This is a genomic window from Pandoraea terrae, assembly GCF_902459695.1.
Classification (GTDB): domain Bacteria; phylum Pseudomonadota; class Gammaproteobacteria; order Burkholderiales; family Burkholderiaceae; genus Pandoraea; species Pandoraea terrae.
Genome location: NZ_CABPRZ010000002.1, coordinates 333,808 through 358,746 on the forward strand (window position 1 = coordinate 333,808; position 24,939 = coordinate 358,746).

A 24,939-nucleotide genomic window follows, 5' to 3' on the forward strand; every position below is an offset into this window, starting at 1 on the left:
TCGTAAGGTGCGCCATTTCAGGCGCCATATAGCAAAAAAGGCGAACCTAAGTTCGCCTTTTCCCAAGCTGGCGGAGCGGACGGGGCTCGAACCCGCGACCCCCGGCGTGACAGGCCGGTATTCTAACCAACTGAACTACCGCTCCCCAAGATCTGGAACTGGTGGGTGCTGAGGGGCTCGAACCCCCGACCTACGCCTTGTAAGGGCGCCGCTCTACCAACTGAGCTAAGCACCCGTTCCCGATTTTGTTCTTATCTGCAGCTCCCTGCATTACTGCAGGAAAGTCCATTAGTTTAACGCATCTTTCAGTGCTTTGCCAGGGCGAAATTTCGGAACCTTGGCCGCCTTGATCTTGATCGCATCACCGGTGCGCGGATTGCGGCCGGTGCGCGCCGCACGCTTGCCAACATAGAACGTGCCGAAACCGACGAGGGTCACATCATCATTCTTCTTGAGCGACTTCTTTACGGCACCTACCAATGCATCGAGCGCACGCCCAGCAGCAGCTTTCGAGATGTCTGCCTCGCTGGCAATATGATCGATCAGTTCGGTTTTGTTCACTGTAACCCCCTTGCAAGGTTAATAGGCGATTTGGCCGCGGCGGTATGGTTAACGCACCATCGATAAGGCTTGCAGAATCCGCTGGCTCTGCCATTAAACAAGCCGAAAACCCTTATGTCAAGCGGTTTTGCAAGGATTTCAGTGGCTCTGCGAGGGGGTAAATTCGCTTGCGCAGACACCGCGATTTTCAACTTGGCATCATGCTGCGCCGAATGCGCGGCACAAAAAAGCCCGGGCAATGCCCGGGCTCCGCTTTCAGTGACAGGCCGCCGCAGCGGCCGCCATCCGTGTGCGCCTTAGTGCTTGATGACTTCCTGGTTTCCGGCATCGGTCGACGGCGTGACCGGCGCGGGCTTCGGCTCTTCGTCGGGCAGTGCGGTGGGCGCACGTTCGAGCGCGAGCTCGAGCACCTTGTCGATCCAGCGCACCGGCACGATCTCCAGCGCATTCTTCACCGTGTCCGGAATCTCGGCAAGATCCTTGACGTTTTCTTCCGGGATGAGCACGAGCTTGATGCCGCCACGATGCGCCGCCAGCAGCTTCTCCTTGAGACCGCCGATCGGCAGCACTTCGCCGCGCAGCGTGATCTCGCCGGTCATCGCCACATTGGCGCGCACCGGAATGCCCGAGAGAACCGACACCAGTGCCGTGGTCATCGCAATCCCTGCCGACGGACCATCCTTCGGCGTCGCGCCTTCCGGCACGTGGATGTGAATGTCCTTCTTCTCGAACATCTCGTCGGTGACGCCCAGACGGCGAGCGCGCGAGCGTACCACCGAGCGCGCCGCCTCGACCGACTCCTTCATCACGTCGCCGAGCGAACCCGTGCGGATGATGTTGCCCTTGCCCGGCATCAGCGCGGCTTCGATGGTCAGCAGATCGCCGCCCACTTCCGTCCACGCCAGACCCGTGACCTGCCCCACCTGGTTGTCTTTCATCGCCAGGCCGAAGTCGAACTTGCGCACGCCGAGGAAGCCGTCGAGATTGCTCGCATCGACCTTCACGGCACCCGCATCGGCCTTCTTGAGCAGCAACATCTTCACGACCTTGCGGCAGATCTTCGAAATCTCGCGCTCGAGCGAACGCACACCGGCTTCGCGTGTGTAGTAGCGAATGATGTCGCGGATCGCGGACTCGGCCAAGTCGATTTCGCCTTCCTTCACACCGTTGTTCTTCTTCTGCTTCGGCAACAGATAGCGTTGCGCGATGTTGACCTTTTCGTCTTCGGTATAGCCCGACAGACGGATCACTTCCATGCGGTCGAGCAACGGCGCCGGGATATTCAGCGAGTTCGAGGTGGCCACGAACATCACATCCGACAAGTCGAAGTCGACTTCGACGTAATGATCGGAGAACGTATGGTTCTGCTCCGGATCAAGCACCTCCAGCAACGCCGAGCTCGGGTCGCCACGGAAGTCCATGCCCATCTTGTCCACTTCGTCGAGCAGGAACAGCGGGTTGCGCACGCCGATCTTCGACAGGCTCTGCAGGATCTTGCCCGGCATCGAGCCAATGTAAGTACGGCGGTGACCGCGAATCTCGGCCTCGTCGCGCACGCCGCCCAGCGCCATGCGCACGAACTTGCGGTTCGTGGCGCGTGCGATCGACTGGCCCAACGAAGTCTTGCCGACGCCCGGAGGCCCGACCAGGCACAGGATCGGCGCCTTGACCTTGTCGACGCGCTGTTGCACGGCAAGATATTCAAGGATACGTTCCTTGACCTTCTCAAGACCGAAATGGTCTTCGTCGAGCACCTTCTCGGCGTTCGACAGATCGTTGTTGACCTTACTCTTCTTGCGCCACGGCAGACCGACCAGCGTGTCGATGTAGTTGCGCACGACCGTCGCTTCAGCAGACATCGGCGACATCAGCTTGAGCTTCTTGAGTTCGGCGTCAGCCTTCTTCTTGGCTTCCTTCGGCAGATGCGCGGTCTTGATGCGTTTCTCGAGCTCTTCGAGATCCGCACCTTCCTCGCCTTCGCCGAGTTCCTTCTGAATGGCCTTGACCTGCTCGTTCAGGTAGTACTCGCGCTGGCTCTTTTCCATCTGGCGCTTCACGCGGCCGCGGATGCGCTTTTCCACCTGCAGGATGTCGATCTCGCTTTCGAGTTGCGCGAGCAGATGCTCGAGGCGCTCGATGACCGGGAACATCTCGAGGATCTTCTGCTTCTGTTCGAGCTTGAGCGGCAGATGCGCGGCAATGGTGTCGGCCAGACGACCCGCCTCGTCGATGCCCGACAGCGACGTCAGGATCTCCGGCGGAATCTTCTTGTTCAGTTTGACGTATTGGTCGAACTGGGCCACGATCGCGCGGCGCAACGCTTCCGATTCCGGTGAGTTACCGTCATCGGGCTCGAGCGGCATGACTTCGGAAGTGAACTGCGTCTCCTCCTCGTCAACCCGCAAGGTGCGCGCACGCTGAATGCCCTCGACCAGCACCTTGACGGTGCCGTCGGGCAGCTTGAGCATCTGCAGGATGTTCGCGACGCAGCCGATCTCGTAGAGATCCTTCGACGTCGGCTCATCCTTGGCCGCGGCTTTCTGCGCGACCAGCATGATGTGCTTGCCGCCTTCCATGGCGGTTTCAAGCGCTTTAATCGATTTCGGACGCCCCACGAAAAGGGGAATCACCATGTGCGGAAACACGACCACGTCGCGCAAAGGCAACAGGGGCAGTTGAATCGCTTCGGGCGGGAGGATTTGGGTGCCTGACATCTCGTTCCCCATATATAACGATACCGTTGTGTTCCTGCTAATTGAGGCCGGCCTCGGGAATTGCAAGTCCCGGCTTCGACACTTTCCCGCGAATTGCGCTGCAGAACCGCTTTGAGGGCCCTGCTGATAGTATGTCGGAAAAAAAGCCGTCCATGTTCCCATGAACGGCTTCTTTAACTGTCAAGGATCCGTTCAGTTGGAGCCGGCGACTTTGGGCGACTCCTGATAGATCAGCAATGGCTTGCCGTCGCCACTGATGGCGTTTTCGTCAAGAATGACCTTCGTCACGCCCTTCAACGAGGGCAGCTCGTACATGACTTCCAGCAGCGCCTGCTCGAGAATCGAGCGCAGGCCGCGCGCCCCGGACTTGCGCTTGATGGCCTTGCGGGCCACCGCATGCAATGCCGCGGGACGAATTTCCAGTTCCACGCCTTCCATCGAGAACAAACGCTGATACTGCTTGAGCAACGCGTTCTTCGGCTCGATCAGGATCGTCACCAGCGCCGCTTCGTCGAGCTTGCCCAACGTAGCCACCACCGGCAGCCGGCCGATCAGTTCCGGAATCAACCCGAACTTGATCAGGTCTTCCGGCTCGACGTCGAGCAGCAATTCGCCTGCGTCACGCTCTTCACCCGTCTTGACCGTTGCACCAAAGCCTATACCGGTCTTCTCGGTACGGTTGATGATGATCTTCTCCAGACCGTCGAACGCGCCGCCGCAAATGAACAGGATGTTGGTCGTATCGACCTGAATGAAATCCTGGTTCGGATGCTTGCGGCCGCCCTGCGGCGGCACCGATGCCATGGTGCCTTCGACGAGCTTGAGCAGCGCCTGCTGCACGCCCTCGCCGGAGACGTCACGCGTGATCGACGGATTGTCCGACTTGCGGCTGATCTTGTCGATTTCGTCGATGTAGACGATGCCCTTTTGCGCCTGCTCGATCTCGTAGTTGCAGTTCTGCAGGAGCTTCTGGATGATGTTCTCGACGTCCTCGCCCACGTAACCGGCCTCGGTCAGCGTGGTCGCATCGGCAATGACGAACGGCACATTGAGCAGGCGCGCCAGCGTTTGCGCCAGCAGCGTCTTGCCCGAACCGGTCGGCCCGATGAGAAGGATGTTGCTCTTCGCAAGCTCGACCTCGTCGCGCTTGTCGCCGAGATGCTTGAGCCGCTTGTAATGGTTGTAGACCGCCACCGCGAGGATCTTCTTCGCGCGATCCTGCCCGATCACATACTGATCCAGGCTTTCGCGAATTTCCTGCGGCGAAGGCAGGTCGGACTTGCCACCTGTGCCTTGCTCGTCGTCGGCCGCGGCCGCTTCGTCGCGGATGATTTCATTGCAAAGGTCGATGCACTCGTCGCAGATGAACACGGACGGTCCCGCGATGAGCTTCTTGACCTCGTGTTGGCTCTTACCGCAAAAGGAGCAGTAAAGCAGCTTCTCGCCGTTGGATGTACTTTTCTTGTCCACCATAGTCTGCCTGCTAGCAATTTGCGCCCCGGTCGTCCCCCGCCGGGGCGGCAAACGCGGCAATCGTGAGTCCCATTGTAACGCCATGCCGGTCTGGCGTGTAGCTCACCTGCCACACCGGCGATTTCCCTTTTTCAACAAGAACTTAGCTTGTGAATCAGGGACGCTTGTCGAGCACGCGGTCGATCAGGCCGTATTCCACGGCATCCGCCGCCGACTTGAAGTTGTCGCGGTCGGTATCACGCGCGATGACTTCCAGCGACTGACCGGTGTTCTCGGCCAACAGTTTGTTCAGGCGCTCCTTCAGCAACAGGATTTCCTTCGCATGGATCTCGATGTCGGACGCCTGACCGCGCGCGCCGCCCAGCGGCTGGTGAATCATGATGCGGGCATTCGGCAAGGCAAAACGCTTGCCCTTCTCGCCGGCTGCCAGCAGGAAGGCGCCCATGCTTGCCGCCATGCCCATGCAAAGCGTGGAGACTGCCGGTTTCACGAACTTCATCGTGTCGTAGATCGCCAGCCCCGCCGAGACGGAACCGCCGGGCGAGTTGATGTAGAACGAGATGTCCTTGTCCGGGTTCTCGCTCTCAAGGAACAGGAGTTGGGCAACCACGAGGTTGGCGGTGACGTCATTGACTTCACCCACCAGGAAAATCACGCGCTCCTTGAGGAGACGCGAATAAATGTCGTATGCGCGCTCGCCACGGCCACTTTGTTCGACGACCATCGGCACCAGGCCGAGCGATTGCGTCTCAAGCGCGGAGTTGTAAGCCGGGGAAGCGAGTTGGGCGAGCAATTCGGAGCGGGTAATCATGTCGGTTCGGCCCTTGTGTCGATATTGGGTTGCGCGCCGCGAGGAAGGATGGCCAGGCCGAGGCCAGGGAAAACCGCCACGGCTGTCTGGCCGTGACGGTTCGCCGGTCGATTAACCTTGCGTGTTGCCTGCCAGCTCTTCAAAGCTGACCGGCTTGTCCGTGACCTTGACTTTGCCCAGGACGAACGCGACGACATTGTTCTCGACGACGTAGCCTTCCATCTCCGCCATGCGCTGCTGATCGCCATAGTACCAGCGGACGACTTCCTGCGGGTCCTCGTAGCTCTTCGCGAACTCTTCGACTTCCGCCTTGATTTGTTCCGGCTTGGCTTGCAGGTCGTTTTGCTTGACCAGTTCGGCCAGGATCAGGCCCAGCTTGACGCGGCGCTCGGCTTGTTCCTTGAACATTTCAGCCGGGATCGGCACGTTGCCGGCGTTCGGCACGCCGCGCTGCTGCAGGTCCTGACGCGCCATCGCGACCAGGCGCTCCTGGTCCTGCTCGACCAGTGCGTTCGGCGTGTCGAGTTCCGACACGGAGATCAGGGCGTTCATGACCTGATCCTTCAGCAGGGCCTGGGTGCGGCGCTTGACTTCACGCTCCAGGTTTTCCTTGATGTCGGCGCGCATCTTTTCGATGTTGCCGTCGGCGATGCCGAGCGACTTGGCGAATTCGGCGTCGACTTCCGGCAGGTGCGCCCACTCGATCTTCTTGAGCGTGACGGTGAACATCGCAGTCTTGCCGGCCACTTCCTTGCCGTGGTATTCGTCCGGGAACTTCAGTTCGAAATCCTTGGCTTCGCCGACCTTCAGGCCCAGCGTGGCCTGCTCGAACTCGGGCAGCATGCGGCCTTCGCCCAGCACGAACACGAAGTCTTCGGCGCTACCGCCGGCGAACACTTCGCCGTCGATCTTGCCCACGAAGTCGACCGTCACGCGGTCGCCGGTCTGTGCGCCTTCCACTGCGCCACCGTCACCGTGTTCGCCGGCTTCGCCGCGCACGTGGTAGTGCACACGCTGCTTGCGCAGGATGTCGAGCGTGCGGTCGATTTCACCTTCGGTGATTTCGGTCGTGGTACGCGACACTTCGGCCGACGCGAGGTCGCCGATCCTCACTTCCGGATAGATTTCGAACGTGGCGTCGAAAGCGTAGTCTTCGGCGGCGCCGTCCGTCTTCGGGGCGAAGCGCGGCTGGCCCGCGACGCGCAGGTCCTGTTCCTTGCTGACTTCGAAGAAGCGCTGGCCGACTTTGTCGCTCACGACTTCGGCTTCGACTTGCCCGCCGTATTGCTGCGTGACCATCTTCAGGGGCACCTTGCCCGGACGGAAACCAGGCATGCGGACGCTCTTCGAGAGCTTGCGAATGCGCGATTCGATTTCTTGCTGCACTTCCAGCTTCGGGAAGGCAATGGTGAAACGACGCTCCAGCTTGCCGAGATTTTCAACAACGATAGTCATGAGGATATGTGTCCATCCAGAAGGGTTGTTCTATGTCGCAGTGAGGGCATTCCGCGAGCGAACCCTGTCAAGTTAATCAACCTTGGGCCGGCACCGACAACGCTGGCCGGCTATCCCTCCGCCCCCGGCCCGGCGGCTCTTCGAGCCTGCTTGACCAGGGTGGCGCCAAAACTGTACTGCGCGAAACGGGATATTTTAGCAAATTATTCGGCCCATAAGCGCGCCGCCCCCGTAAATCGGCCCGATTCCGGCATCCTTGGGTATGTTCCCAAGCGCCCGTTTAGAGGGGACCGCCCAGAATTCGCACTTGGACGCGCCGGGCACGGCGGCTAATATTCATTCAAACGTTTGAATGAAACAAGAGATTCAACTGACGCGCGTGGCGCCACGCCATGCCATGCCGAGGAGTGTTTGATGCGCCCACGTCAACCGTCCGGCCGTCCGGCCGGCGACACCAAGATCCGGATCCTTGACGCCGCCGAGGACCTGTTCATCGAATTCGGATACGAGGCCATGTCGCTGCGCCAGATCACCTCCCGTGCGGAAGTGAACCTGGCGGCGGTCAACTATCACTTCGGCAGCAAGGAGACGCTGTTGCAAGCCATGCTCGCGCGCCGGCTTGACCGTCTCAACGAAGAGCGGCTGGCGTTGCTCACCCGCTGCGAGGCCGCGTGGCCCGCCCCGCACCTGTCGTGCGAACACGTGCTCGGCGCGATGTTTGTCCCCGCGCTAGCCATTTCGCACGAGCCCGATGCCGGCGGGCGCGCCTTCCTGCGCCTGCTCGGCCGCGTGTACGCGGATTCGTCGCCGTTTATTCGCGAGTACCTGCAGCGGCATTACGCGCCCGTGTTTGAGCGCTTCTTCGAGGCCTTCGCGCGGGCGCTGCCGCACCTGCCCCGCCAGGAACTCGGCTGGCGTCTGCATTTTGCCCTGCAGGCCTTGTCGGGGGTGCTTGCCGGCACGGATACGTCGCGGCTGCTCGACAATTTTTCGCAGGGGCAGGCAACGGGCGACCTGCAGGTCGTGGCGCGGCTTACAGCGCTGATGGTCGCCGCCCTGAAGGCGCCGATGCCCGGCGCCGAGCAGATCGAAAGCTTCGCCGCCGTGTTCGCGCTGGCCGAGCAAGAGGATGCGGCCGATGCATCGGCCCACGGCAAGGCGGGGCGTGCGCCAGCCGCCGGCGCCGAAGCCGCCGGCGCCTGAAGGGATCCCCACGGCAGCGATGGCGGGCATCCCTGCCCGCCCCGCACCGCGCACGACAATTCGAAGGCGCCGAACACGACGCCCACGCATCGCAGGCTCAGCTGGAGGCGCGCATGACACTCTGGATCGTCGTTTTCGTGGCCGGCTTCGTCGCCGCCCTGTACGCCCGCGCACCCGCGTGGTCATGGCTCGCCGGCACGGCGCTGTGGGTCGCGGCCGGCGCAGGCGCCGGCTTGACCGGGCCGGTTGCCACGGCCGTTCTGGCAGGCGTGTTCGTGCTGCCATCACTTGTCATGGCGACGGGCCCGGTGCGCCGTGCCTTGCTCACGGCGCCGCTGCTCGGCAAGTTCCGCGCGATCATGCCGGAAATGTCCGACACCGAAAGAGACGCCATCGAGGCCGGCACGGTCTGGTGGGACGCCGACCTGTTCTCCGGCAAACCCGACTGGAACAAGCTGCTGGCCATGCCACCGCCCGCACTGTCGGCCGAAGAGCGCGCATTCATGGACGACCAGGTCGAGCATCTGTGCGATCTGTCCAATGACTGGGAAAGCACCGAGGTGTGGCAGGACCTGCCGCCCAAGGCATGGCAATACGTCAAGGACGCCGGCTTTCTCGGCATGATCATCCCCAAACGCTACGGCGGGCTCGAATTCTCGGCTTACGCCCATTCGCAAGTGGTGATGAAACTCGCCTCGCGCTGCTCGGCCGCCGCCGTGTCCGTCATGGTGCCCAACTCGCTCGGTCCGGCCGAACTGCTGCTGCACTATGGCACGGAAGCGCAGAAGAACTACTATTTGCCGCGCCTGGCCAAGGGTCTGGAGATTCCGTGCTTCGCACTGACGAGTCCATACGCCGGCTCGGACGCTGCCGCCATTCCCGACGTGGGCGTCGTCTGCAAGGGCGTGCACGAGGGCCGCGAGACGCTGGGTTTGCGCGTCACGTGGAACAAGCGCTATATCACGCTCGGCCCGATCGCGACGGTGCTCGGCCTCGCCTTCCGTGCGCTCGATCCCGATCGCCTGCTGGGCGGCGACGAGGCGCCGGGCATCACCTGCGCCCTGATTCCGACCAGCCACCCGGGTGTCGTCATCGGGCGCCGCCACTGGCCGCTCAATGCCGTGTTCCAGAACGGACCGAATTCGGGCAAGGACGTCTTCATTCCGCTCGACTGGGTGATCGGCGGACGCGAGCAGGTCGGCCACGGCTGGCGCATGCTGATGGAATGTCTGGCCGCAGGCCGCGCGATTTCGTTGCCGTCGTCGAACGTCGGCTTCTCGAAGATTGCCGTGCGCGCAACCGGCGCGTACTGCGCCGTGCGCCGGCAATTCCGTACACCCATCGGCAAGTTCGAAGGCGTACAGGAAGCGCTCGGCCGCATGGGCGGCAATCTCTACGCCATGGACGCCGCGCGCCGCATGGCCGCGCTGGCCGTGGATCTGGGCGAGAAGCCGTCGGTCATCTCGGCCATCGCCAAGTATCACGTGACGGAGCGCGCCCGCAAAGTCGTCAACGACGGCATGGACGTTGTCGCCGGCAAGGGCATCTGCATGGGCCCGAACAATTTCCTCGCGCGCGCCTATCAGCAAGTCCCCGTGTCAATTACGGTCGAAGGCGCCAACATCATGACGCGCTGCCTGATGATCTTCGGCCAGGGCGCGATCCGTTGCCATCCGTATGTGCTGGCGGAAATCACCGCAGCGCAGAACGCCGACCGCGCCGCCGCCGTGCGCGCATTCGACGATGCCTTGTTCGGTCACCTGAGTTTCGTATGCAGCAATATCGTGCGCGGCGCCCTGCAAGGCATCACCAACGCGCGCTTCTCCGCAGTGCCCGCCAAGGCCGCGCCGGAACTGCACGCGTACTATCGCGCGGCGAATCGGCTGTCGACGCTGCTCGCGATTCTGGCGGACGTGTCGATGGGCACGCTCGGCGGCTCGCTCAAGCGCCGCGAAAGCATTACCGGCCGGCTCGGCGACATCCTGTCGCAACTGTTCCTGCTGTCCGCCACGCTCAAGCGGTATGAAGACGAAGGCCGCAAGACCGAAGACCTGCCGATGGTGCATTGGGCCGCACAGGACGCCCTCTGGCAAGCGCGCGAAGCGTTCGAAGGCGTGCTGGACAACTATCCGTCGCGCGCCGCCGCCTGGTGGCTGCGCTGGAAATTCACCCCGTTCGGCCTGCCCTACCGCAAGCCGGCCGACGCGTTGGGCGCCGCCATTGCCGACGTCATGCAAACCCCCGGTGAAGCACGCGAGCGCCTGATCGCCGACTCGTATTCTCCTCGCCTCGAGATTGACGGTCTGGCGTACGGCGAACTCGTCTTCCAGATGAATCCGGAGGTCACGGCGATCGAGCAACGCCTGCGTGCCGCCGTCAAGGAAGACATGCTGCCGCCGATGCCTCAGAACCTGCCGGAGTTCTCGCAGTGGGTCGCACGTGCCGCGGCGCAGGGGCTGGTGAGCGCGGACGAAGAAAAACGTCTCACGCTGTATGCCGACTATGCCGCGCATGCCGTGGCCGTCGACGACTTTCCTGCCGACTTCCACCGCATGGCCCATCTCAAGCAGCAACAGGCCGCGCAGGCAGACGACCCATCGTTGGCCGCCTGATCCTCGGACCGCTGCCCATGCAACAGACGAAACCGCCCATGGCAGACCGATCACGTCGGCCGCCATCGGCGGGTTCACCGGAGTGCAGGCGCGCCGGATACCGGGCGCCGCACGATGGGCTTTGCGAGGGCCTGCTCGGGCCTGCCTACGCCTGCGGAATCTCGATCTTGACTTCGAGCACTTCGAGGTTGTCCTGACGTTCCAGACTGACCCGGATGTCGTCGTTGTCGATCTTCACGTACTTCGAGATCACGGCGACCAGCTCGCGTTGCAACGCCGGCAAGTAGTCGGCGGGCGGCGACTTGCCTGTGCGCTCGTGCGCGAGAATGATCTGCAGACGCTCCTTGGCGACCGAAGCGGTCTTTTTCTTCTCCCCCAGGAGAAATGACAATATCGACATGCCCACTCCTTACTTGGCGCCGAAAATCCGCTGCAACAACCCCGGCTTTTGATAGTCGGTGAAGCGCATCGGTTTTTCTTCGCCCTTGAAGCGGTTGACGACGTCCTTATAGGCTTCGGAGACATCCGAGCCGTCGATATGAATGGCCGGCACGCCCTGGTTGGAGGCATGCAGAACCGATTCGGACTCCGGAATAACACCGATCAGCTTGATACGGAGAATTTCCTGGATGTCCTCGAGCGACAGCATCTGGCCGTCGTTGACGCGCTTCGGGTTGTAGCGCGTGATCAGCAGATGTTCCTTGATCGGCTCGCTGCCTTCGATGGCACGCTTCGTCTTGGAGGCGAGAATGCCGAGAATGCGGTCGGAATCGCGAACTGACGAAACCTCCGGATTCGTGACGACGAGCGCTTCGTCGGCAAAATGCATGGCGAGCAGCGCGCCGCTTTCGATCCCGGCGGGCGAATCGCAGATGATGTATTCAAAGCCCATGTCCGTGAGGTCATTGATGACCTTCTCGACGCCTTCCTGGGTCAGCGCTTCCTTGTCGCGCGTTTGCGATGCCGGAAGAATGAACAGGTTGTCGCAGGCCTTGTCCTTGATCAGCGCCTGATTGAGGTTCGCTTCGCCCTGGATCACGTTGATCAGGTCGTACACCACGCGACGCTCGCAGCCCATGATCAGATCGAGGTTGCGCAGGCCGACGTCGAAGTCGATCACTGCGGTCTTGTGGCCGTGCAGCGCAAGGCCGGCGGAAAAACTGGCACTGGTCGTGGTCTTGCCGACACCACCCTTGCCAGAGGTCACCACAATCACTTTTGCCATCTGTCGATGCCTTCCCAAACTATGGATGAATATTCAGGGCACGCGTTGCCACGCATCCGTCGAATCTTGTTTTTGATTCGCCGGTACCGACCGCATACCCCGCGGCGCCGGACGAATCCGTTACTTTACTTGAGCCCGAGGGGCTCGAAAATCAGCTTGTCGTCGACCAGCCGCACTTGCACCGAGCGGCCTTGCACTTCGGCGGGGAGCACATGCTCCCCGGTCCGGTAGATACCGGCGATGGAAATCAGTTCGGGCTCCAGGCAGGTGCAGAAAATCCGGGCGTCCAGGTTACCTCGCACCCCGGCCAGCGCGCGCCCCCGCAACGGGGCATAAATGTGAATATTCCCTTCCGCAATGACCTCTGCCCCATAACTGACGAGATCGAGCACCACCAGGTCGCCCTTCGCGTAGACCTGTTGGCCGGAACGCAACGGCTTGTCGATGATCGTCGTGGGGACGGCGGGCGGTTCCGGCGCGACCGTCGCTGCCGGCGCCGGTGCATCGACCGCGGCATCCGCCGCAGGGTCGTCCTTGCCGCCACGCGACGCGCGGCGCTCATGGCTGTCGAGCCATGGCAATCCGTCGGCATGCGCCCAATCCGCCTGATTCGGGTGCGCGACGACGCCGATCGGCGTCATCTTGAACTCGGCAAGCAGCGCGGCGAGCTCAGGCACCGGCACGGTTTCGCCGGCTCCAAGGCGGCGCACGTCGATCGCCACCACGTCGCCGGCGAAAAATTCGGGTGTCGCCTCGAAACGCTGCGCCAATTCGGTGCGCAGTGTGTCCAATTGCGGCGTCTTGACAACGAAATGCAGGGTATCCACGGCACCGCTGCGCAACTCGAAGTATGGCGTTTTCTTCTGCGGCATGTCTGGTTGTCGTTGATGGGCGGCGCCGCGCAAGTCCGAAGGATTCGCGTGCGAACGTTTGGAAATTGGGCCATTCTACCGTTGTCCGCGCCCGTGCAAACCCCGAAAAAGCAGTCAATTATGGAAAACGTGGTCTTTTGCACCGCAACAGGTGCACGTTTTCCGGGCCTCAGTGTCCCGCGATACCGTTTATCGGCGGCTCGGAATATTCCAGGATTCCGGTGCTGCGACGCAGCATCGAAAGTCGGAAAATTGTCGCGCAACTGCCATATTCGTGTCCTATTCTTAAAGTCCCTAATCAGGGACCCCCTGTTGAACCGCAAACCGGGAGACGAAGATGCTGAGTCATCATGAATTTGCCACCCTTATGCTGGTCAAGGATGCTCCGGACCAAGTGGAGCTTGACCGCCCGGACCTCGATTCGCTACTGGAGAGCAAGCTGATCGAATGGGAAAAGTTGTCGACGGGCGCGCAACGCCCTCGATTGACTGTCCAAGGCAAATATGTACTCCAAGCTGTCGCGTAAACGTTCGGTATCCTGCAAGAATACGAAAAACCCGCCCTTTGGCGGGTTTTTTGTTGGGTAAGTCTGGAACGGCACAAGGCTGACAGCCGCTTATCTCCGTTCTCCCCCTTCAATGGCCGTGACGCACGCGCTCCCAGAATGGGCGGCGCGGATCGACAAGTTCGCGGTGCTTCCGGTGCGTGCGCCAGTAATCGACGAGCACCAGCAATACGGCGACCATACCGAATCCGGCCAAGGCGAGCAGCACGAGCCATGGTGCTTCCCAAGCCGACATGGACAACCTCCCTACGTTTTTACAACCTTTCAGCCGTGACGAATGCGACCGCGCCCCTTCAGGCTGCGTAGCAGACGGCCACGGGCCTTCGGATGTTCACGGCACCAATCGCGGTCGACGAGCCAAGCCACCGCTGCCGCGACGACCAGCACGATCACCATCATGGCTATCAAGCTCCCTGAAAGCATGGCGGCCTCCTATCTTTGACATGGCGGGATGGCACGCTTCCATTCTAGGCAAACCCCGTCAACTTGGGAACGGGAACGGCATCGGGGTATACGGGGGGAATCGCTCGCGAATCGGACCTCTGGCAAGATGAGCGAACGCGCTTCAACCCTGGCAGCGGATCGGACGCCCTCCCCCTGCGGCACCCAGGCAGGAAAATCCGGCCGACGACAGGATGCCGCGGAAAAATAACAAAAATATGTCAGCGAACGCCTGATCGAACGGAAATTCGCGCAGACGCCGCGCCAGGGACTCGGACACCGGCAGCAACGTCGCACAAGCGTGGTCGAGCCGAACTTTCCGCTTGTGCGCTCCGACTGTCTTGTCGCCAAAAAGAGCACACAATGTTTCCGTGGCGACAGCCCCGTTCTGGATCCAGGAGCATGAGATGACGAAATTCGAAAGCCAGCGCGTGCTGGTCATCGGCGGCAGTTCCGGTATCGGACTTGCTGCGGCACAAGCATTCGCCGCCTCTGGCGCGGCGGTGACCATCGCATCGCGCAGTCAGGCCAAGCTCGACGCGGCGTTGTCCGCGATCGGGCCCGGCGCGCGGGCTGTCAAACTCGACACCACGGATGCCGATGCCGTGCAGCATTTTTTCGACGGGCACGATCCGTGGGACCATGTCATCGTTTCCGCCGCGCAAACCGCCAGCGGCCCGGTACGCAAGCTTCCACTGGCAGATGCCCAAGCGGCACTTGGCAGCAAATTCTGGGGGGCGTATCACGTGGCCCGCGCGGCGCGCATTCGAGATGGCGGCACCCTCACGCTGGTTTCGGGATACCTGAGCGTGCGCCCGAGCGCCGCATCGGTCCTGCAAGGCGCCATCAACGCCGCGATTGAGGCGCTGGGCCGTGGCCTTGCGCTGGAACTGGCGCCGGTACGCGTGAACACCGTGTCGCCGGGCCTGACGGTCACGCCGCTGTGGGACAAAATGAGCGAGGACGACCGGGCCACGATGTTCGCCAACGCAGCGGCACGCCTGCCTGCGCGGCGCGTCGTCGCAGCTGCCGACGTCGCCAACGCCATCATCTATCTGGCCAGCACGCCGAGCGCTACCGGCTCCACCGTCCTGCTGGATGCCGGCGGCGCGATCGCGTAGCAGCAGCGCCCTCAGGCCGCCTTGTCGAGCGCCCGTTCGCCGCCCAGCGCTTCGACGAGGTCGGCCAGCATCCTGGCGAGTTCGCCGGTCATGAGCGCGAAGTCGGCCTCGAACTTCTCGTCGTCGCCTTGCGCGGTCGGATCGGCCGCATCCTTGATCACATCGAGCGGCGCCACGCGCTTGACGACAAACGCGTCGGTCAGCACGAACGAAATCCGGTCCGCCCAGGTCATCGCCAGGCGCGTGCAGCGCTTGCCCGCTTCGATATGGCGGCGAACGTCGTCGCCGTCGAGCGGATGGCGCACGTAGCGCACGGCCGCCTTTTCGTCGGCATTCGAGCGCAACTCGACATCCTGATCGATCGAGAATCCGCCCGGCGTGTCCGCGCCGGCGAGCCAGGATGTCATCGAGGCCACTGGCGCTTCATTGAGCTGCACGGTTTCCAGGATGATATCCATCGACTTCAACAGCAGGCCGCGCACTTCGTCGGCCTTGACCGGCGAGGCAGCGTCGATCACGAGCCAATGGTTGACCGGATCGATCCACACGCGCGTATCGCGACGGATACCGAAAGCGCGCGGCAGCAGTTCATCCGTGACCTGCTCCTTAAGCTCTTTCATCTGCTTGCGGCCAGGCTTGAAGCCCTGCTGCTCTTCGAGCTCTTGCGCGCGCGCCTTGGTCACCTGATTGACGACCGTCGCGGGCAACAGCTTCTTCTCCGTACGGAAAACCAGCAGGAACTGGCGATTCACGCTATAGACCAGCGAGCCGTCATCACGCGGCGCCGCCCAGCCTTGCGTCTGCATTTCGAGGCTTCCGCCCTCGCGAAACGCATGCTTCTCGAGGGCGTCTTCCATTTGGGCGACGCTCATCGACCAGCCCGCGGGAATTCGGTGCAACTGAAGATTCTTGAACCACATGGGCATCACCGCAAAAAAGCTTCGATTCTACCTAACTGAGTCGGCTACAGGAAACGATCAAGGATCTTTCGGCTCGGTTTATCCAATTGTCCGAGGTCCCGGATCAGGAAATGGATGCCGTGGCTGTCCGTGATCAGCAAGGTCTGGGGCCCCAGGCGGCGGATGTCTTCCTCGCCCTTGAGCACGAAATCGGCCGTGCCGCGATTCGTCTCGACAGTCCACGTGCTTGGCGTCGCATACGTCGTTACGCCCGCGATGCGCGCCACTTCCGGCATGAACTCACGCGCCGCAAGCTCTTCCTTGACCAGCGCGCGCATGTCGGCGGGCAGCACGTCGAGCCGGTCAAGCCACGCGAGCTCGTGCCCTTCCGTGGACACCAGCGCAAGGCCGTCGTCGGGCGCGCCGATCGGGAACGCGCGCACCGGCACCACGCCTTCATGCGCGACGCCGGCCGCGTCCGTCAGCACCAGGCGGCCAAACGCGTTACGGGACAATGTGAAATCGATCTGCATGACTACGTCCGGTTAATTCGCGGAAAGCGGCTGCGCGGACGCTACCGCGGCGGCGGCAACCGCGGCGGCGCCTTCCGCATCGAGGGCCACTTCGCCGGCCTCGGCGTCGACGTTGCGCGCCTGCGCCTGATACAGTGTGTAATACGCACCCTCGCGGGCGAGCAGTTCGTCGTGATTGCCGACCTCGACGATCTTGCCGCGATCGAGCACCACGAGGCGATCCGCCTTGCGCAGCGTCGACAGACGGTGCGCGATCGCGATCGTTGTGCGGCCCTGCACGAGATTGTCGAGCGCCTTCTGGATTTCCTTCTCGGTGGCCGTGTCGACCGATGACGTCGCCTCATCGAGAATCAGGATGCGCGGATTGATCAGCAATGCGCGCGCAATCGAGATGCGCTGGCGCTCGCCGCCCGACAGGGCCTGTCCGCGCTCGCCCACCAGCGAGTCGTAGCCGTGCGGCAAGCGCAGGATAAACTCGTGCGCATGGGCCGCGCGTGCGGCGGCAATGATCTCGGCGCGCGTGGCCTCCGGCTTGCCGTACGCGATGTTCTCCGCGATCGTGCCGAAAAAGAGGAACGGCTCCTGCAACACCAGACCGACGTTACGCCGATACTCCGACACCGGCAGCGCACGAATGTCGACGCCGTCGATCTGGATCGAGCCTTCGGCGATATCGTAGAAACGGCAGATCAGGTTGACGAGCGTGCTCTTGCCCGACCCGCTGTGCCCTACGAGACCGATCATCTCGCCGGGTGCGATGCGCAGGTCCATGCCGCGTATCACGGCGCGATTGCCATAACGGAATCCGATGCCGCGCAAATCGATCGCGCCCTTCACTTCCTTCAGATGGACCGGATTGGCCGGCTCGGGCACGTTTGACACGTGATCGAGAATATCGAAGATCCGCTTCGCGCCGGCGGCCGCCTTTTGCGTGACGGACACAATCCGGCTCATCGAGTCCAGACGCGTGTAGAAGCGGCTGATGTAGGTCAGGAATGCGGTCAACACGCCGACCGTGATCGCGTGATTCGACACCTGCCAGATACCGAAGATCCAGACCACCAGCAGACCAATTTCGGTCAGCAACGTAACCGTCGGCGAGAACAGCGACCAGACCCGGTTGACCCGGTCGTTCACGATCAGGTTGTGGCGATTGGCCTCCTTGAAGCGCGCCACTTCGCGGTTTTCCTGCGCGAACGCCTTCACAACGCGAATGCCCGGAATCGTGTCAGCCAACACATTGGTGATCTCGGACCAGATGCGGTCGACTTTCTCGAAGCCATGGCGCAACCGGTCGCGCACCAGATGAATCAGCCATGCAATGAACGGCAGCGGCAGCAACGTCACCACGGCCAGCCATGGATTGATCGAGATGAGGATCGCCGCCGTCATCACGATCATCAGCACGTCGGTCGCAAAATCGAGCAAGTGCAGCGAGAGGAACACGCAGATCCGGTCGCTCTCCGAACCGATACGCGCCATCAGGTCGCCGGTCCGCTTGCCACCGAAGTATTCGAGCGACAGGCGCAGCAGATGCTGATACGTGGCCGTGCGCAGATCGGCGCCGATACGCTCGGACACCTTGGCCAGCAGATAGGTCCTCGCCCAGCCCAAACCCCAAGCCACCAGGCCTGCGCCGAGCAGTCCGCTCAGATAGATGCCGACCAGGTGATAGTCGATGGGCTTGCCGTTCTGGAAGGGAATCAGCACGTTGTCCATCAACGGCATCGTCATGTACGGCGGAATCAACGTAGCGCCGGTCGCACACAAGGTCAGCAGGAAGCCGGACAGCAACTGGAACTGGTATGGACGCGCAAAACGCCACAGGCGCAGCAAGGCCCATGTCGACGGCGGGGCCTCGACCTCCGGATTGCACTGCGGACATTCGTCGGTGCCCGGCGGCAACTCCGCGTTGCAGATCGGGCACGTGGCGGGCGCCTCGATCTCGGCGGCCTGGCCCGACACGGCGAGATCGCGCTGGCGCACGAACGCATCGAGCAACTGCAGCGCGGCAGGGTTGCGGCCCAGCGTATAACGCCAGCAGCCCAGTCGGACCCGGGTATCGGTCAATTCGAGCATGCCGACACCGGCGTGGTCCGTATGCGTCATCTGCATGCCGGCGCGGAACGCAAAAGTTTCCCACGTTGCGGGAATCGCACCGTCGCCGGCGCGCGACAGGACGCGGCGGTCGGTCACCAGCACGTGGCCGCGCGTAAAGTGCAGCCTCGCATCGAGATCGACCGTAAGCCAGGCCACGACGGACTCGCCCGGCGCAAGCTGCGGCGCGACCTCCGGATACCACGCTTCGGCGGCAGGGGTTCGCGCCCCAATGGGTGGGCGTTCGGCTAAAACCTGTGTGGAATTGTTGTTCATTGATGCGGCAAGACGTGTCCTCAAGCGGCGGACATTGAATCCAACGGAGTGAGATCATTGAACGCGAGCCCACCCTGACGGCCCGCGAATTGCCGCAAGTATAACCAAGCGACGGCCCCGGCGGGGTTTGGTTCCCCGCATGACACACTGCAACATGGATTTTTTTCCCGAAACGTCAACCATCCGGCACCTGTGACGTTAACGAAAAATGTTGACGGAAATTTCCGAGCATAGATTTCGAGCAACGCGAAGCAGCGGTTCGCACGCTCGATCCCCTGCCTTCAGCCTGAAATAGCCATTTGATGAAAAAGAAAGACATTGAGATTTTCGATGTCCTGTCCCTGCGCGGCCCGAATATGTGGACATACCGGCCCGTTCTCGAGGCATGGGTCGATATCGGCGAGCTTGAGGACTTTCCTTCCAACAAGATCCCCGGATTCCCCGAACGCCTGTCCGAGTGGCTGCCCACACTGATCGAGCACCGCTGCAGCGTCGGCGAACGCGGCGGCTTCCTGCAGCGTTTGCAAGAAGGCACTTGGCCTGGCCACATCCTGGAACACGTCACGCTGGAGCTGCAGAACCTCGCCGGCATGCCCGGCGGCTTCGGCAAAGCTCGCGAAACGCCGATTCGCGGCGTCTACAAGGTCATCGTGCGCGCTCGGCACGAAGACGTGAGCCGCGCCGCGCTGTTCGCCGCGCGCGACCTGGTCATGGCGGCCATCGAAAATCGGTCGTATGACGTCGGCGCTGCCGTGGAGCATCTGCGCGACCTCATCGACAAACATTGCCTTGGACCGAGCACGGCCTGCATCGTCGATGCCGCAGACGACCGGGGCATCCCCCATATCCGCTTGTCCGACGGCAATCTCGTCCAGCTCGGCTACGGCGCCCGCGCCCGCCGCATCTGGACGGCCGAGACCGACCGCACGTCCGCCATCGCCGAGAGCATCTCGCGCGACAAGGACCTGACCAAGCAACTGCTGGAGTCGTGCGGCGTGCCAGTGCCGGAAGGCCGTCTTGTGGACAGCGCCGACGACGCCTGGGAAGCCGCAGAAGACATCGGCGTGCCCGTCGTCGTCAAGCCGTACGACGGCAATCATGGCCGCGGCGTCTTCATCAACCTCACCACGCGCGACGAAATCGTCACCGCTTACGAGGTGGCCATCGAGGAAGGCAGCGGCGTGATCGTCGAGCGTTTCGTGCCCGGCCTCGAACACCGTCTGCTCGTCGTGGGCGGGCGCGTGGTGGCCGCCGCGATGGGTGAAACAGCCTCGGTCACGGGCGATGGCAAACGCACCGTCCTCGAACTCATCGAGTCGCAAATCAACAGCGACCCGCGCCGCGGCAACGCCGAAGATCAGCCGCTCAACCGCGTGCGCATCGACGCATCCGCGCGTCTGGAGCTCAAGCGCCAGGGCTTCGAGGCCGAATCCGTGCCGCCGGCCGGCAAGAATGTGCTCATCCAGCGCAACGGCAACGTCGCGTTCGACGTCACCGACCGCGTCCATCCGAGCGTGGCCGCCCATGCGGCACTGGCCGCGCGGATCGTCGGCCTCGACATCGCCGGCGTGGATCTCGTCGCGCAAGACATCGGCAAGCCGCTGGCAGCGCAACGTGGCGCCATTGTCGAAGTCAACGCCGGTCCGGGTCTGCTCATGCACCTGAAACCCGCCTCGGGCGAACCGCGTCCGGTCGGACGTGCCATTGTCGACCATCTATTTCCGGAGGATGACGGCGGGCGCATTCCGATCGTCGGTATTACCGGCACGAACGGCAAGACCGTGGTGGCGCGCCTGCTAAACCATTTGCTGCGGCTTTCGGGCAAGCGTACCGGCCTCGCCTGCAGCGACGGCCTGTTTCTGGGCAACCGTTTGGTCGAGCGCGGGGATCGCGCCAATTGGGACGCTGCGCACCGCGTGCTGATGAACCCGGCGGTCGACGCCGCCGTGTTCGAGAACGACAGCGGCGCCATCCTGTCCGAAGGGCTCGCCTACGACCGCTGCCAGGTCGGCATCGTCACCAATTTCGATACGCCGGATCACCTGGGCCAGTATTTCGTGGAAGACATCGACCGCATGTACAGCGTACTGCGCACGCAGGTCGACGTGGTGCTGCCCGAAGGCGTGGCGGTGCTCAACGCGCGCGATCCGATCGTCGTGGAAATGGCGGATCTGTGCGACGGCGACGTGATTTTCTTCGGCCTCGACGAGGCTCTGCCGGCCATCGCCGCGCATCGCGCCGCCGGCAAACGCACCGTGTTCGTGCGCGACGCTCGCGTGATACTGGCGACGGGCGACACGGAAATCGTGCTGGCCGCCACCGCCGCCCTGCCGTTGACGTACGACGGCCGCGTCGACTTCCAGATCGAGAACGTATTGGCCGCCGTGGCCGCCGCCTGGTCGATGGGCGTATCGCTCGACGTGCTGCGCGCCGGCGTGAGCACGTTCGATGTGGGCCAGGTCGACGTGCCCGGCCGCTTCACGCGCTTCGAGAAGCAAGGCGCGACGGTGATCGTCGACGACGTTCACAACGCGCCGGGTCTGAAGGCGCTGGCGGCCGCGCTGGAAAAATTCCCGGCGCGCCGCCGCATTGCCGTTTTCGGACCGGGCGCCGATCGCATGGATGACGCCCTGCAGGCACAAGGCCGCCTGCTCGGCGAGACGTTCGACCGCGTGGTGCTGTGCAACGACGCCAGCGTCAAGCAGGAGCGCCCGTCCTCCGAGTCGCGCGCACAGTTGCGCGCAGGCATCGCAGCGGCCGGCCGTGCGCCGCAGATCATTGAAGCAGGCGCCCGCCGCCAGGCCGCAGAAGATGCGCTCGCGCAACTCGTGGCCGGCGACGTGCTCGTCTTGCAAGCCGACGAAGGCGGTCCTGCCGCCGTCGTTGATCTCGTGCACCAATGGATGGGCCAGCCGAGCGCGCGCCCGCTTGCCGCCTGAGAGACGCGAAGTGGACAGACAGGGATTGCAATTTATGGAAGTCTCCCGCATCCGCGCGCTGCGCGGCCCCAACCTCTGGTGCCGTCACACCGCCATCGAGGCGATCGTGACCTGCACCGATCTCGAATACTCCATCGGCAATCTCGCCGGTTTCGAGGCACGCCTGCGGGCGCGTTTCCCCGGGCTGGCGGTGTTGACGCCCGACGCGGAAGAACGCCCCGCATCGCTGGCCGACGCCCTCGCTACCACGGCGCTGCATCTGCAAGCCGCCGCAGGTTGCCCGGTCACGTTCAGCTACACCGCGCAAACGATCGAACCGGGAACGTTTCAGGTCGTCGTGCAATACAGTGAAGAGCCGGTCGGCAAGCTGGCGTTCGAACTGGCGCAGAATCTGGTGCGCGCCGCCCTGGACGACACCCCGTTCGATCTGGCCGACGCACTCTATCGCCTGCGCGATCTCGACGAAGACGTGCGCCTCGGGCCGAGCACCGGCTCGATCGTGCACGCTGCCGTGGCGCGCGGCATTCCCTACCGCCGCCTGACCGAGGGCAGCATGGTTCAGTTCGGCTGGGGCAGCAAGCAGCGCCGCATCCAGGCCGCCGAAACCGACCGCACCAGCGCCGTTGCCGAATCGATCGCGCAGGACAAGGACCTGACGAAGTCCCTGCTCCACGCCGCCGGCGTGCCGGTGCCGCTTGGCGCGACCGTACGCAATATCGAGGACGCCTGGCGTGCCGTGCAGGCCATCGACGGCCCGGTCGTGGTCAAGCCGCGCGACGGCAACCAGGGCAAGGGCGTGGCCGTGCGCCTTCGCACGCGCGCGGAAATCGAAAAGGCGTTCGAAGTCGCGTCGGCGATCAGCCGCGACGTCATCATCGAGCGCTACATCCCCGGCCATGATTTTCGTCTTCTCGTCGTCGGCGATCAGCTGGTCGCCGCCGCGCGCCGCGATCCCCCGCAGGTGACGGGCGACGGCGTGCACACCGTGCGCCAACTCGTGGAGGCGGTCAACGCCGATCCGCGCCGCGGTGAAGGGCACGCGACGTCGCTCACGAAGATTCGCTTCGACGACATTGCGCTCACCACGCTCGCCAAACAGAATCTCAATGCCGACTCGGTGCCCGACGCGGGCGCGCGCATCCTGCTGCGCAACAACGCCAACCTGTCGACCGGCGGCACGGCCACGGACGTGACCGACGACGTCCATCCGGAAATCGCCGCGCGCGCCGTGGCGGCCGCGCAGATGGTCGGCCTCGACATCTGCGGCGTGGACGCCGTTTGCGAAACCGTCATCAAGCCGTTTGAAGAACAGGCAGGCGGCATTGTGGAAGTCAATGCTGCACCCGGCCTGCGGATGCACCTGCAACCGTCTTACGGCCTGGGCCGCGCAGTCGGCGAAGCGATCGTCTCGACGATGTTCGCCGATGGCGACGACGGCCGTATTCCCGTGGTGGCCGTCTCCGGCACGAACGGCAAGACCACCACCGTGCGCCTGATCTCGCATCTGATCGGGCGCGACGGCAAGCGTGTCGGCATGACGGGCACGGACGGCATCTATATCGAGGGGCAACGCATCGACACCGGCGATTGCAGCGGCCCGCGCAGCGCGCGCAACGTGCTGCTGCATCCGGATGTCGACGCCGCCGTGTTCGAAACGGCGCGCGGCGGCCTGCTGCGCGAAGGCCTCGCGTTCGATCGTTGTGACGTTGCCGTTGTCACCAATATCGGCATGGGCGATCACCTCGGCCTGTCATACATCAGCACGGTCGAGGATTTGGCGGTGCTCAAGAGCGTGATCGTGCGCAATGTGGCCCCGCGCGGCATGGCCGTGCTCAATGCTGCCGACCCGATGGTCGCGCGCATGGCCGATGCCTGCCCCGGCAACGTGACGTTCTTCGCCCGTGACCCGTCGCACCCGGTCATGGCGACGCATCGCGCGCAGGGCAAGCGTGTGGTGTTCGTCGACGGCAACGACATCGTCGCCGTCTGCCGCGATCAGGAAACGCGCTACGCGATGTCTGCGATTCCCCTCACGCGCGGCGGCACGATCGGCTTCCAGGTCGAGAATGCGATGGCCGCGATTGGCGCGGCGTGGGCGTTGAATCTGCCGACGGACCTGATTCGTCAGGGACTGGCGACCTTTGTGAACGACGCGGGCACCGCGCCGGGGCGCTTCAATCTGTTCGACTATCGCGGCGCGACAGTGATCGCCGATTACGGCCACAACCCGGACGCGATCCTGGCGCTCGCGCAAGCCGTGGAGGCGATGCCGGCGACGCGCCGTTCAGTGGTCATTTCCGGCGCGGGCGACCGTCGAGACGAGGATATTCGCCGCCAGACGGAAATCCTCGGGGACGCGTTCGACGCGGTGATCCTGTATCAGGACCAGTGCCAGCGCGGCCGCGAGGACGGCGAGGTGTTGGCCTTGCTGCGCGAAGGCTTGGCGCACGCGCAACGCACGAAGGACGTGCAGGAAATTCACGGGGAATTTCTCGCGATCGACACGGCGCTCGCGCAAGTCAAAGCCGGCGAACTCTGCCTGATTCTGGTCGATCAGGTCGACGAGGCGCTTGCGCATATCGCGCAACGCGTGAACGAAGCCGCCTGACGCCGGGCGGGCACGCTACCGCGGGACCGGCGTCGACATCCAGGGCGTCTGTTCGGCAACCCGTGCCCGCACATGCCGATAGAAGCCCGGCAAGGTTTCGCAGATCGCCGGTCTGGCCAGGCTGCCCGGATGCCGGCGAGATCGACTTCGCCGGCCGCTATTTTGTCTTGCCCTGCGCCGGCCGGTCGGCCGCGCGCTCCTTGTCAGGACGCGGTGCCATCAACTTCGTATGCGCCGCGAATACCTCGCCTTCGACCGGCGGGTTCGCCATCTCGGCAATCACCGAGGCGATGACTTGCGCACCGGCAGGCTCCTGTGAAGGTCCCGCACCGTAATGCACGACGATGCCGCTGAGCCCGGGCACCCCGGAGAGCGGCAGGAAATGGTTTTCGCTCGACATCGGCACGACGCGATAAATCGGCACGGCGTTGACGTCCTGCCCTAACGCCGCCTTGATCGCCGCCGATTGCTCCTTGCTGAGTTCGATTGAACCAACAGGCAGAAAAAATTCCGATGATTCCATTGCGCCCCTCC

At 63.2% G+C, this 24,939-nt stretch carries 21 protein-coding genes and 2 tRNA genes; 6 read left to right on the forward strand and 17 right to left on the reverse strand.

Going from position 1 to position 24,939, the window contains the following annotated elements:
- Window positions 1-68: 68 nt before the first annotated feature.
- The 7 genes from PTE30175_RS03570 to tig all read right to left on the reverse strand — a co-directional run bounded on the left by PTE30175_RS03570 (window position 69) and on the right by tig (window position 7,014).
- Window positions 69-145 (reverse strand) — tRNA-Asp (locus PTE30175_RS03570).
- A 14-nt stretch (window positions 146-159) separates the two neighbouring features.
- Window positions 160-235: transfer RNA gene (locus tag PTE30175_RS03575), tRNA-Val, on the reverse strand.
- A gap of 53 nt (window positions 236-288) precedes the next feature.
- Window positions 289-561, reverse strand: a complete 273-nt coding sequence (locus PTE30175_RS03580) for an HU family DNA-binding protein (RefSeq protein WP_150695660.1) — start codon at window positions 559-561, stop codon at window positions 289-291.
- Window positions 562-857: 296 nt separating this feature from the next.
- The gene (gene lon, locus PTE30175_RS03585; RefSeq protein ID WP_150695661.1) at window positions 858-3,275 is read right to left on the reverse strand and encodes an endopeptidase La; all 2,418 of its coding nucleotides are present in this window, start codon (window positions 3,273-3,275) and stop codon (window positions 858-860) included.
- A gap of 192 nt (window positions 3,276-3,467) precedes the next feature.
- Window positions 3,468-4,748, reverse strand: a complete 1,281-nt coding sequence (gene clpX, locus PTE30175_RS03590) for an ATP-dependent Clp protease ATP-binding subunit ClpX (RefSeq protein ID WP_150695662.1) — start codon at window positions 4,746-4,748, stop codon at window positions 3,468-3,470.
- Between the two features lie 154 nt (window positions 4,749-4,902).
- Window positions 4,903-5,556, reverse strand: coding sequence for an ATP-dependent Clp endopeptidase proteolytic subunit ClpP (gene clpP, locus PTE30175_RS03595; protein ID WP_191628817.1), 654 nt, complete (start codon window positions 5,554-5,556; stop codon window positions 4,903-4,905).
- A gap of 114 nt (window positions 5,557-5,670) precedes the next feature.
- Complete coding sequence (gene tig / locus PTE30175_RS03600) at window positions 5,671-7,014, reverse strand: trigger factor (RefSeq protein ID WP_150695664.1); 1,344 nt, start codon at window positions 7,012-7,014, stop codon at window positions 5,671-5,673.
- A 414-nt stretch (window positions 7,015-7,428) separates the two neighbouring features.
- Between tig and PTE30175_RS03605 the strand changes: the two genes are divergently transcribed.
- Both PTE30175_RS03605 and PTE30175_RS03610 read left to right on the forward strand, forming a co-directional pair.
- Window positions 7,429-8,217, forward strand: a complete 789-nt coding sequence (locus tag PTE30175_RS03605) for a TetR/AcrR family transcriptional regulator (RefSeq protein ID WP_150695665.1) — start codon at window positions 7,429-7,431, stop codon at window positions 8,215-8,217.
- Between the two features lie 113 nt (window positions 8,218-8,330).
- Entirely contained in the window at window positions 8,331-10,829 is a 2,499-nt protein-coding gene (locus PTE30175_RS03610) for an acyl-CoA dehydrogenase (RefSeq protein WP_150695666.1), read from the forward strand.
- A 145-nt stretch (window positions 10,830-10,974) separates the two neighbouring features.
- On the opposite strand, the gene minE is transcribed toward PTE30175_RS03610, so the two are convergent.
- The 3 genes from minE to minC form a co-directional block, all read right to left on the reverse strand.
- On the reverse strand, window positions 10,975-11,229 hold the full coding sequence (minE, locus tag PTE30175_RS03615) for a cell division topological specificity factor MinE (RefSeq protein ID WP_150695667.1): 255 nt from the start codon (window positions 11,227-11,229) through the stop codon (window positions 10,975-10,977).
- Between the two features lie 9 nt (window positions 11,230-11,238).
- Window positions 11,239-12,054: a septum site-determining protein MinD gene (gene minD, locus PTE30175_RS03620; protein WP_150695668.1), complete on the reverse strand. Its 816-nt coding sequence runs from the start codon at window positions 12,052-12,054 to the stop codon at window positions 11,239-11,241.
- 125 nt (window positions 12,055-12,179) lie between these two features.
- On the reverse strand, window positions 12,180-12,926 hold the full coding sequence (gene minC, locus PTE30175_RS03625; protein ID WP_150695669.1) for a septum site-determining protein MinC: 747 nt from the start codon (window positions 12,924-12,926) through the stop codon (window positions 12,180-12,182).
- Between the two features lie 337 nt (window positions 12,927-13,263).
- On the opposite strand from minC, the gene PTE30175_RS03630 reads away from it, so the two are divergent.
- Window positions 13,264-13,452: a hypothetical protein gene (locus PTE30175_RS03630; RefSeq protein WP_150695670.1), complete on the forward strand. Its 189-nt coding sequence runs from the start codon at window positions 13,264-13,266 to the stop codon at window positions 13,450-13,452.
- A 109-nt stretch (window positions 13,453-13,561) separates the two neighbouring features.
- Here the strand turns inward: PTE30175_RS03630 and PTE30175_RS28140 are convergent, their stop codons facing one another.
- From PTE30175_RS28140 to PTE30175_RS03635, 3 genes are all read right to left on the reverse strand, one after another.
- On the reverse strand, window positions 13,562-13,726 hold the full coding sequence (locus PTE30175_RS28140) for an NADH-ubiquinone oxidoreductase chain 4L (protein ID WP_191628806.1): 165 nt from the start codon (window positions 13,724-13,726) through the stop codon (window positions 13,562-13,564).
- A gap of 29 nt (window positions 13,727-13,755) precedes the next feature.
- Window positions 13,756-13,914 (reverse strand): hypothetical protein, encoded by a 159-nt coding sequence (locus PTE30175_RS28145; RefSeq protein WP_191628808.1) that lies wholly within the window; start codon window positions 13,912-13,914, stop codon window positions 13,756-13,758.
- 142 nt (window positions 13,915-14,056) lie between these two features.
- Window positions 14,057-14,374, reverse strand: a complete 318-nt coding sequence (locus PTE30175_RS03635; protein WP_150695671.1) for a hypothetical protein — start codon at window positions 14,372-14,374, stop codon at window positions 14,057-14,059.
- On the opposite strand from PTE30175_RS03635, the gene PTE30175_RS03640 reads away from it, so the two are divergent.
- On the forward strand, window positions 14,340-15,053 hold the full coding sequence (locus PTE30175_RS03640) for an SDR family oxidoreductase (RefSeq protein ID WP_150695672.1): 714 nt from the start codon (window positions 14,340-14,342) through the stop codon (window positions 15,051-15,053). The genes PTE30175_RS03635 and PTE30175_RS03640 overlap by 35 nt on opposite strands.
- Before the next feature lie 11 nt (window positions 15,054-15,064).
- On the opposite strand, the gene PTE30175_RS03645 is transcribed toward PTE30175_RS03640, so the two are convergent.
- Genes PTE30175_RS03645 through PTE30175_RS03655 form a run of 3 tightly spaced genes read right to left on the reverse strand, consistent with a single transcriptional unit; the run spans window position 15,065 to window position 18,858 of the window.
- Window positions 15,065-15,973: a recombination-associated protein RdgC gene (locus PTE30175_RS03645; RefSeq protein WP_150695673.1), complete on the reverse strand. Its 909-nt coding sequence runs from the start codon at window positions 15,971-15,973 to the stop codon at window positions 15,065-15,067.
- A gap of 44 nt (window positions 15,974-16,017) precedes the next feature.
- Window positions 16,018-16,485 carry a cyanophycin metabolism-associated DUF1854 family protein gene (locus tag PTE30175_RS03650; RefSeq protein ID WP_150695674.1) on the reverse strand — a complete coding sequence of 156 codons (468 nt, stop codon included), beginning with the start codon at window positions 16,483-16,485 and terminating at the stop codon, window positions 16,018-16,020.
- 12 nt (window positions 16,486-16,497) lie between these two features.
- Window positions 16,498-18,858 (reverse strand): cyanophycin metabolism-associated ABC transporter, encoded by a 2,361-nt coding sequence (locus PTE30175_RS03655; RefSeq protein ID WP_150695675.1) that lies wholly within the window; start codon window positions 18,856-18,858, stop codon window positions 16,498-16,500.
- Between the two features lie 302 nt (window positions 18,859-19,160).
- On the opposite strand from PTE30175_RS03655, the gene cphA (PTE30175_RS03660) reads away from it, so the two are divergent.
- Both cphA (PTE30175_RS03660) and cphA (PTE30175_RS03665) read left to right on the forward strand, forming a co-directional pair.
- A complete protein-coding gene (cphA, locus tag PTE30175_RS03660) occupies window positions 19,161-21,797 on the forward strand; it encodes a cyanophycin synthetase (RefSeq protein WP_150695676.1) in 2,637 nt (878 codons plus the stop codon).
- Window positions 21,798-21,831: 34 nt separating this feature from the next.
- Complete coding sequence (gene cphA / locus PTE30175_RS03665; RefSeq protein WP_150695677.1) at window positions 21,832-24,405, forward strand: cyanophycin synthetase; 2,574 nt, start codon at window positions 21,832-21,834, stop codon at window positions 24,403-24,405.
- Window positions 24,406-24,562: 157 nt separating this feature from the next.
- On the opposite strand, the gene PTE30175_RS03670 is transcribed toward cphA (PTE30175_RS03665), so the two are convergent.
- Window positions 24,563-24,928 (reverse strand): hypothetical protein, encoded by a 366-nt coding sequence (locus tag PTE30175_RS03670; RefSeq protein ID WP_150695678.1) that lies wholly within the window; start codon window positions 24,926-24,928, stop codon window positions 24,563-24,565.
- Window positions 24,929-24,939: the final 11 nt, after the last annotated feature.

Coding starts and splice junctions, on each gene's coding strand:
- lon (WP_150695661.1), bottom strand. CDS start 3,275: ATGTCAGGCACCCAAATCCTCCCGCCCGAAGCGATTCAACTGCCCCTG.
- clpX (WP_150695662.1), bottom strand. CDS start 4,748: ATGGTGGACAAGAAAAGTACATCCAACGGCGAGAAGCTGCTTTACTGC.
- tig (WP_150695664.1), bottom strand. CDS start 7,014: ATGACTATCGTTGTTGAAAATCTCGGCAAGCTGGAGCGTCGTTTCACC.
- PTE30175_RS03605 (WP_150695665.1), top strand. CDS start 7,429: ATGCGCCCACGTCAACCGTCCGGCCGTCCGGCCGGCGACACCAAGATC.
- PTE30175_RS03610 (WP_150695666.1), top strand. CDS start 8,331: ATGACACTCTGGATCGTCGTTTTCGTGGCCGGCTTCGTCGCCGCCCTG.
- minE (WP_150695667.1), bottom strand. CDS start 11,229: ATGTCGATATTGTCATTTCTCCTGGGGGAGAAGAAAAAGACCGCTTCG.
- minD (WP_150695668.1), bottom strand. CDS start 12,054: ATGGCAAAAGTGATTGTGGTGACCTCTGGCAAGGGTGGTGTCGGCAAG.
- minC (WP_150695669.1), bottom strand. CDS start 12,926: ATGCCGCAGAAGAAAACGCCATACTTCGAGTTGCGCAGCGGTGCCGTG.
- PTE30175_RS03630 (WP_150695670.1), top strand. CDS start 13,264: ATGCTGAGTCATCATGAATTTGCCACCCTTATGCTGGTCAAGGATGCT.
- PTE30175_RS28140 (WP_191628806.1), bottom strand. CDS start 13,726: ATGTCGGCTTGGGAAGCACCATGGCTCGTGCTGCTCGCCTTGGCCGGA.
- PTE30175_RS28145 (WP_191628808.1), bottom strand. CDS start 13,914: ATGCTTTCAGGGAGCTTGATAGCCATGATGGTGATCGTGCTGGTCGTC.
- PTE30175_RS03640 (WP_150695672.1), top strand. CDS start 14,340: ATGACGAAATTCGAAAGCCAGCGCGTGCTGGTCATCGGCGGCAGTTCC.
- PTE30175_RS03635 (WP_150695671.1), bottom strand. CDS start 14,374: ATGACCAGCACGCGCTGGCTTTCGAATTTCGTCATCTCATGCTCCTGG.
- PTE30175_RS03645 (WP_150695673.1), bottom strand. CDS start 15,973: ATGTGGTTCAAGAATCTTCAGTTGCACCGAATTCCCGCGGGCTGGTCG.
- PTE30175_RS03650 (WP_150695674.1), bottom strand. CDS start 16,485: ATGCAGATCGATTTCACATTGTCCCGTAACGCGTTTGGCCGCCTGGTG.
- PTE30175_RS03655 (WP_150695675.1), bottom strand. CDS start 18,858: ATGAACAACAATTCCACACAGGTTTTAGCCGAACGCCCACCCATTGGG.
- cphA (WP_150695676.1), top strand. CDS start 19,161: ATGAAAAAGAAAGACATTGAGATTTTCGATGTCCTGTCCCTGCGCGGC.
- cphA (WP_150695677.1), top strand. CDS start 21,832: ATGGAAGTCTCCCGCATCCGCGCGCTGCGCGGCCCCAACCTCTGGTGC.
- PTE30175_RS03670 (WP_150695678.1), bottom strand. CDS start 24,928: ATGGAATCATCGGAATTTTTTCTGCCTGTTGGTTCAATCGAACTCAGC.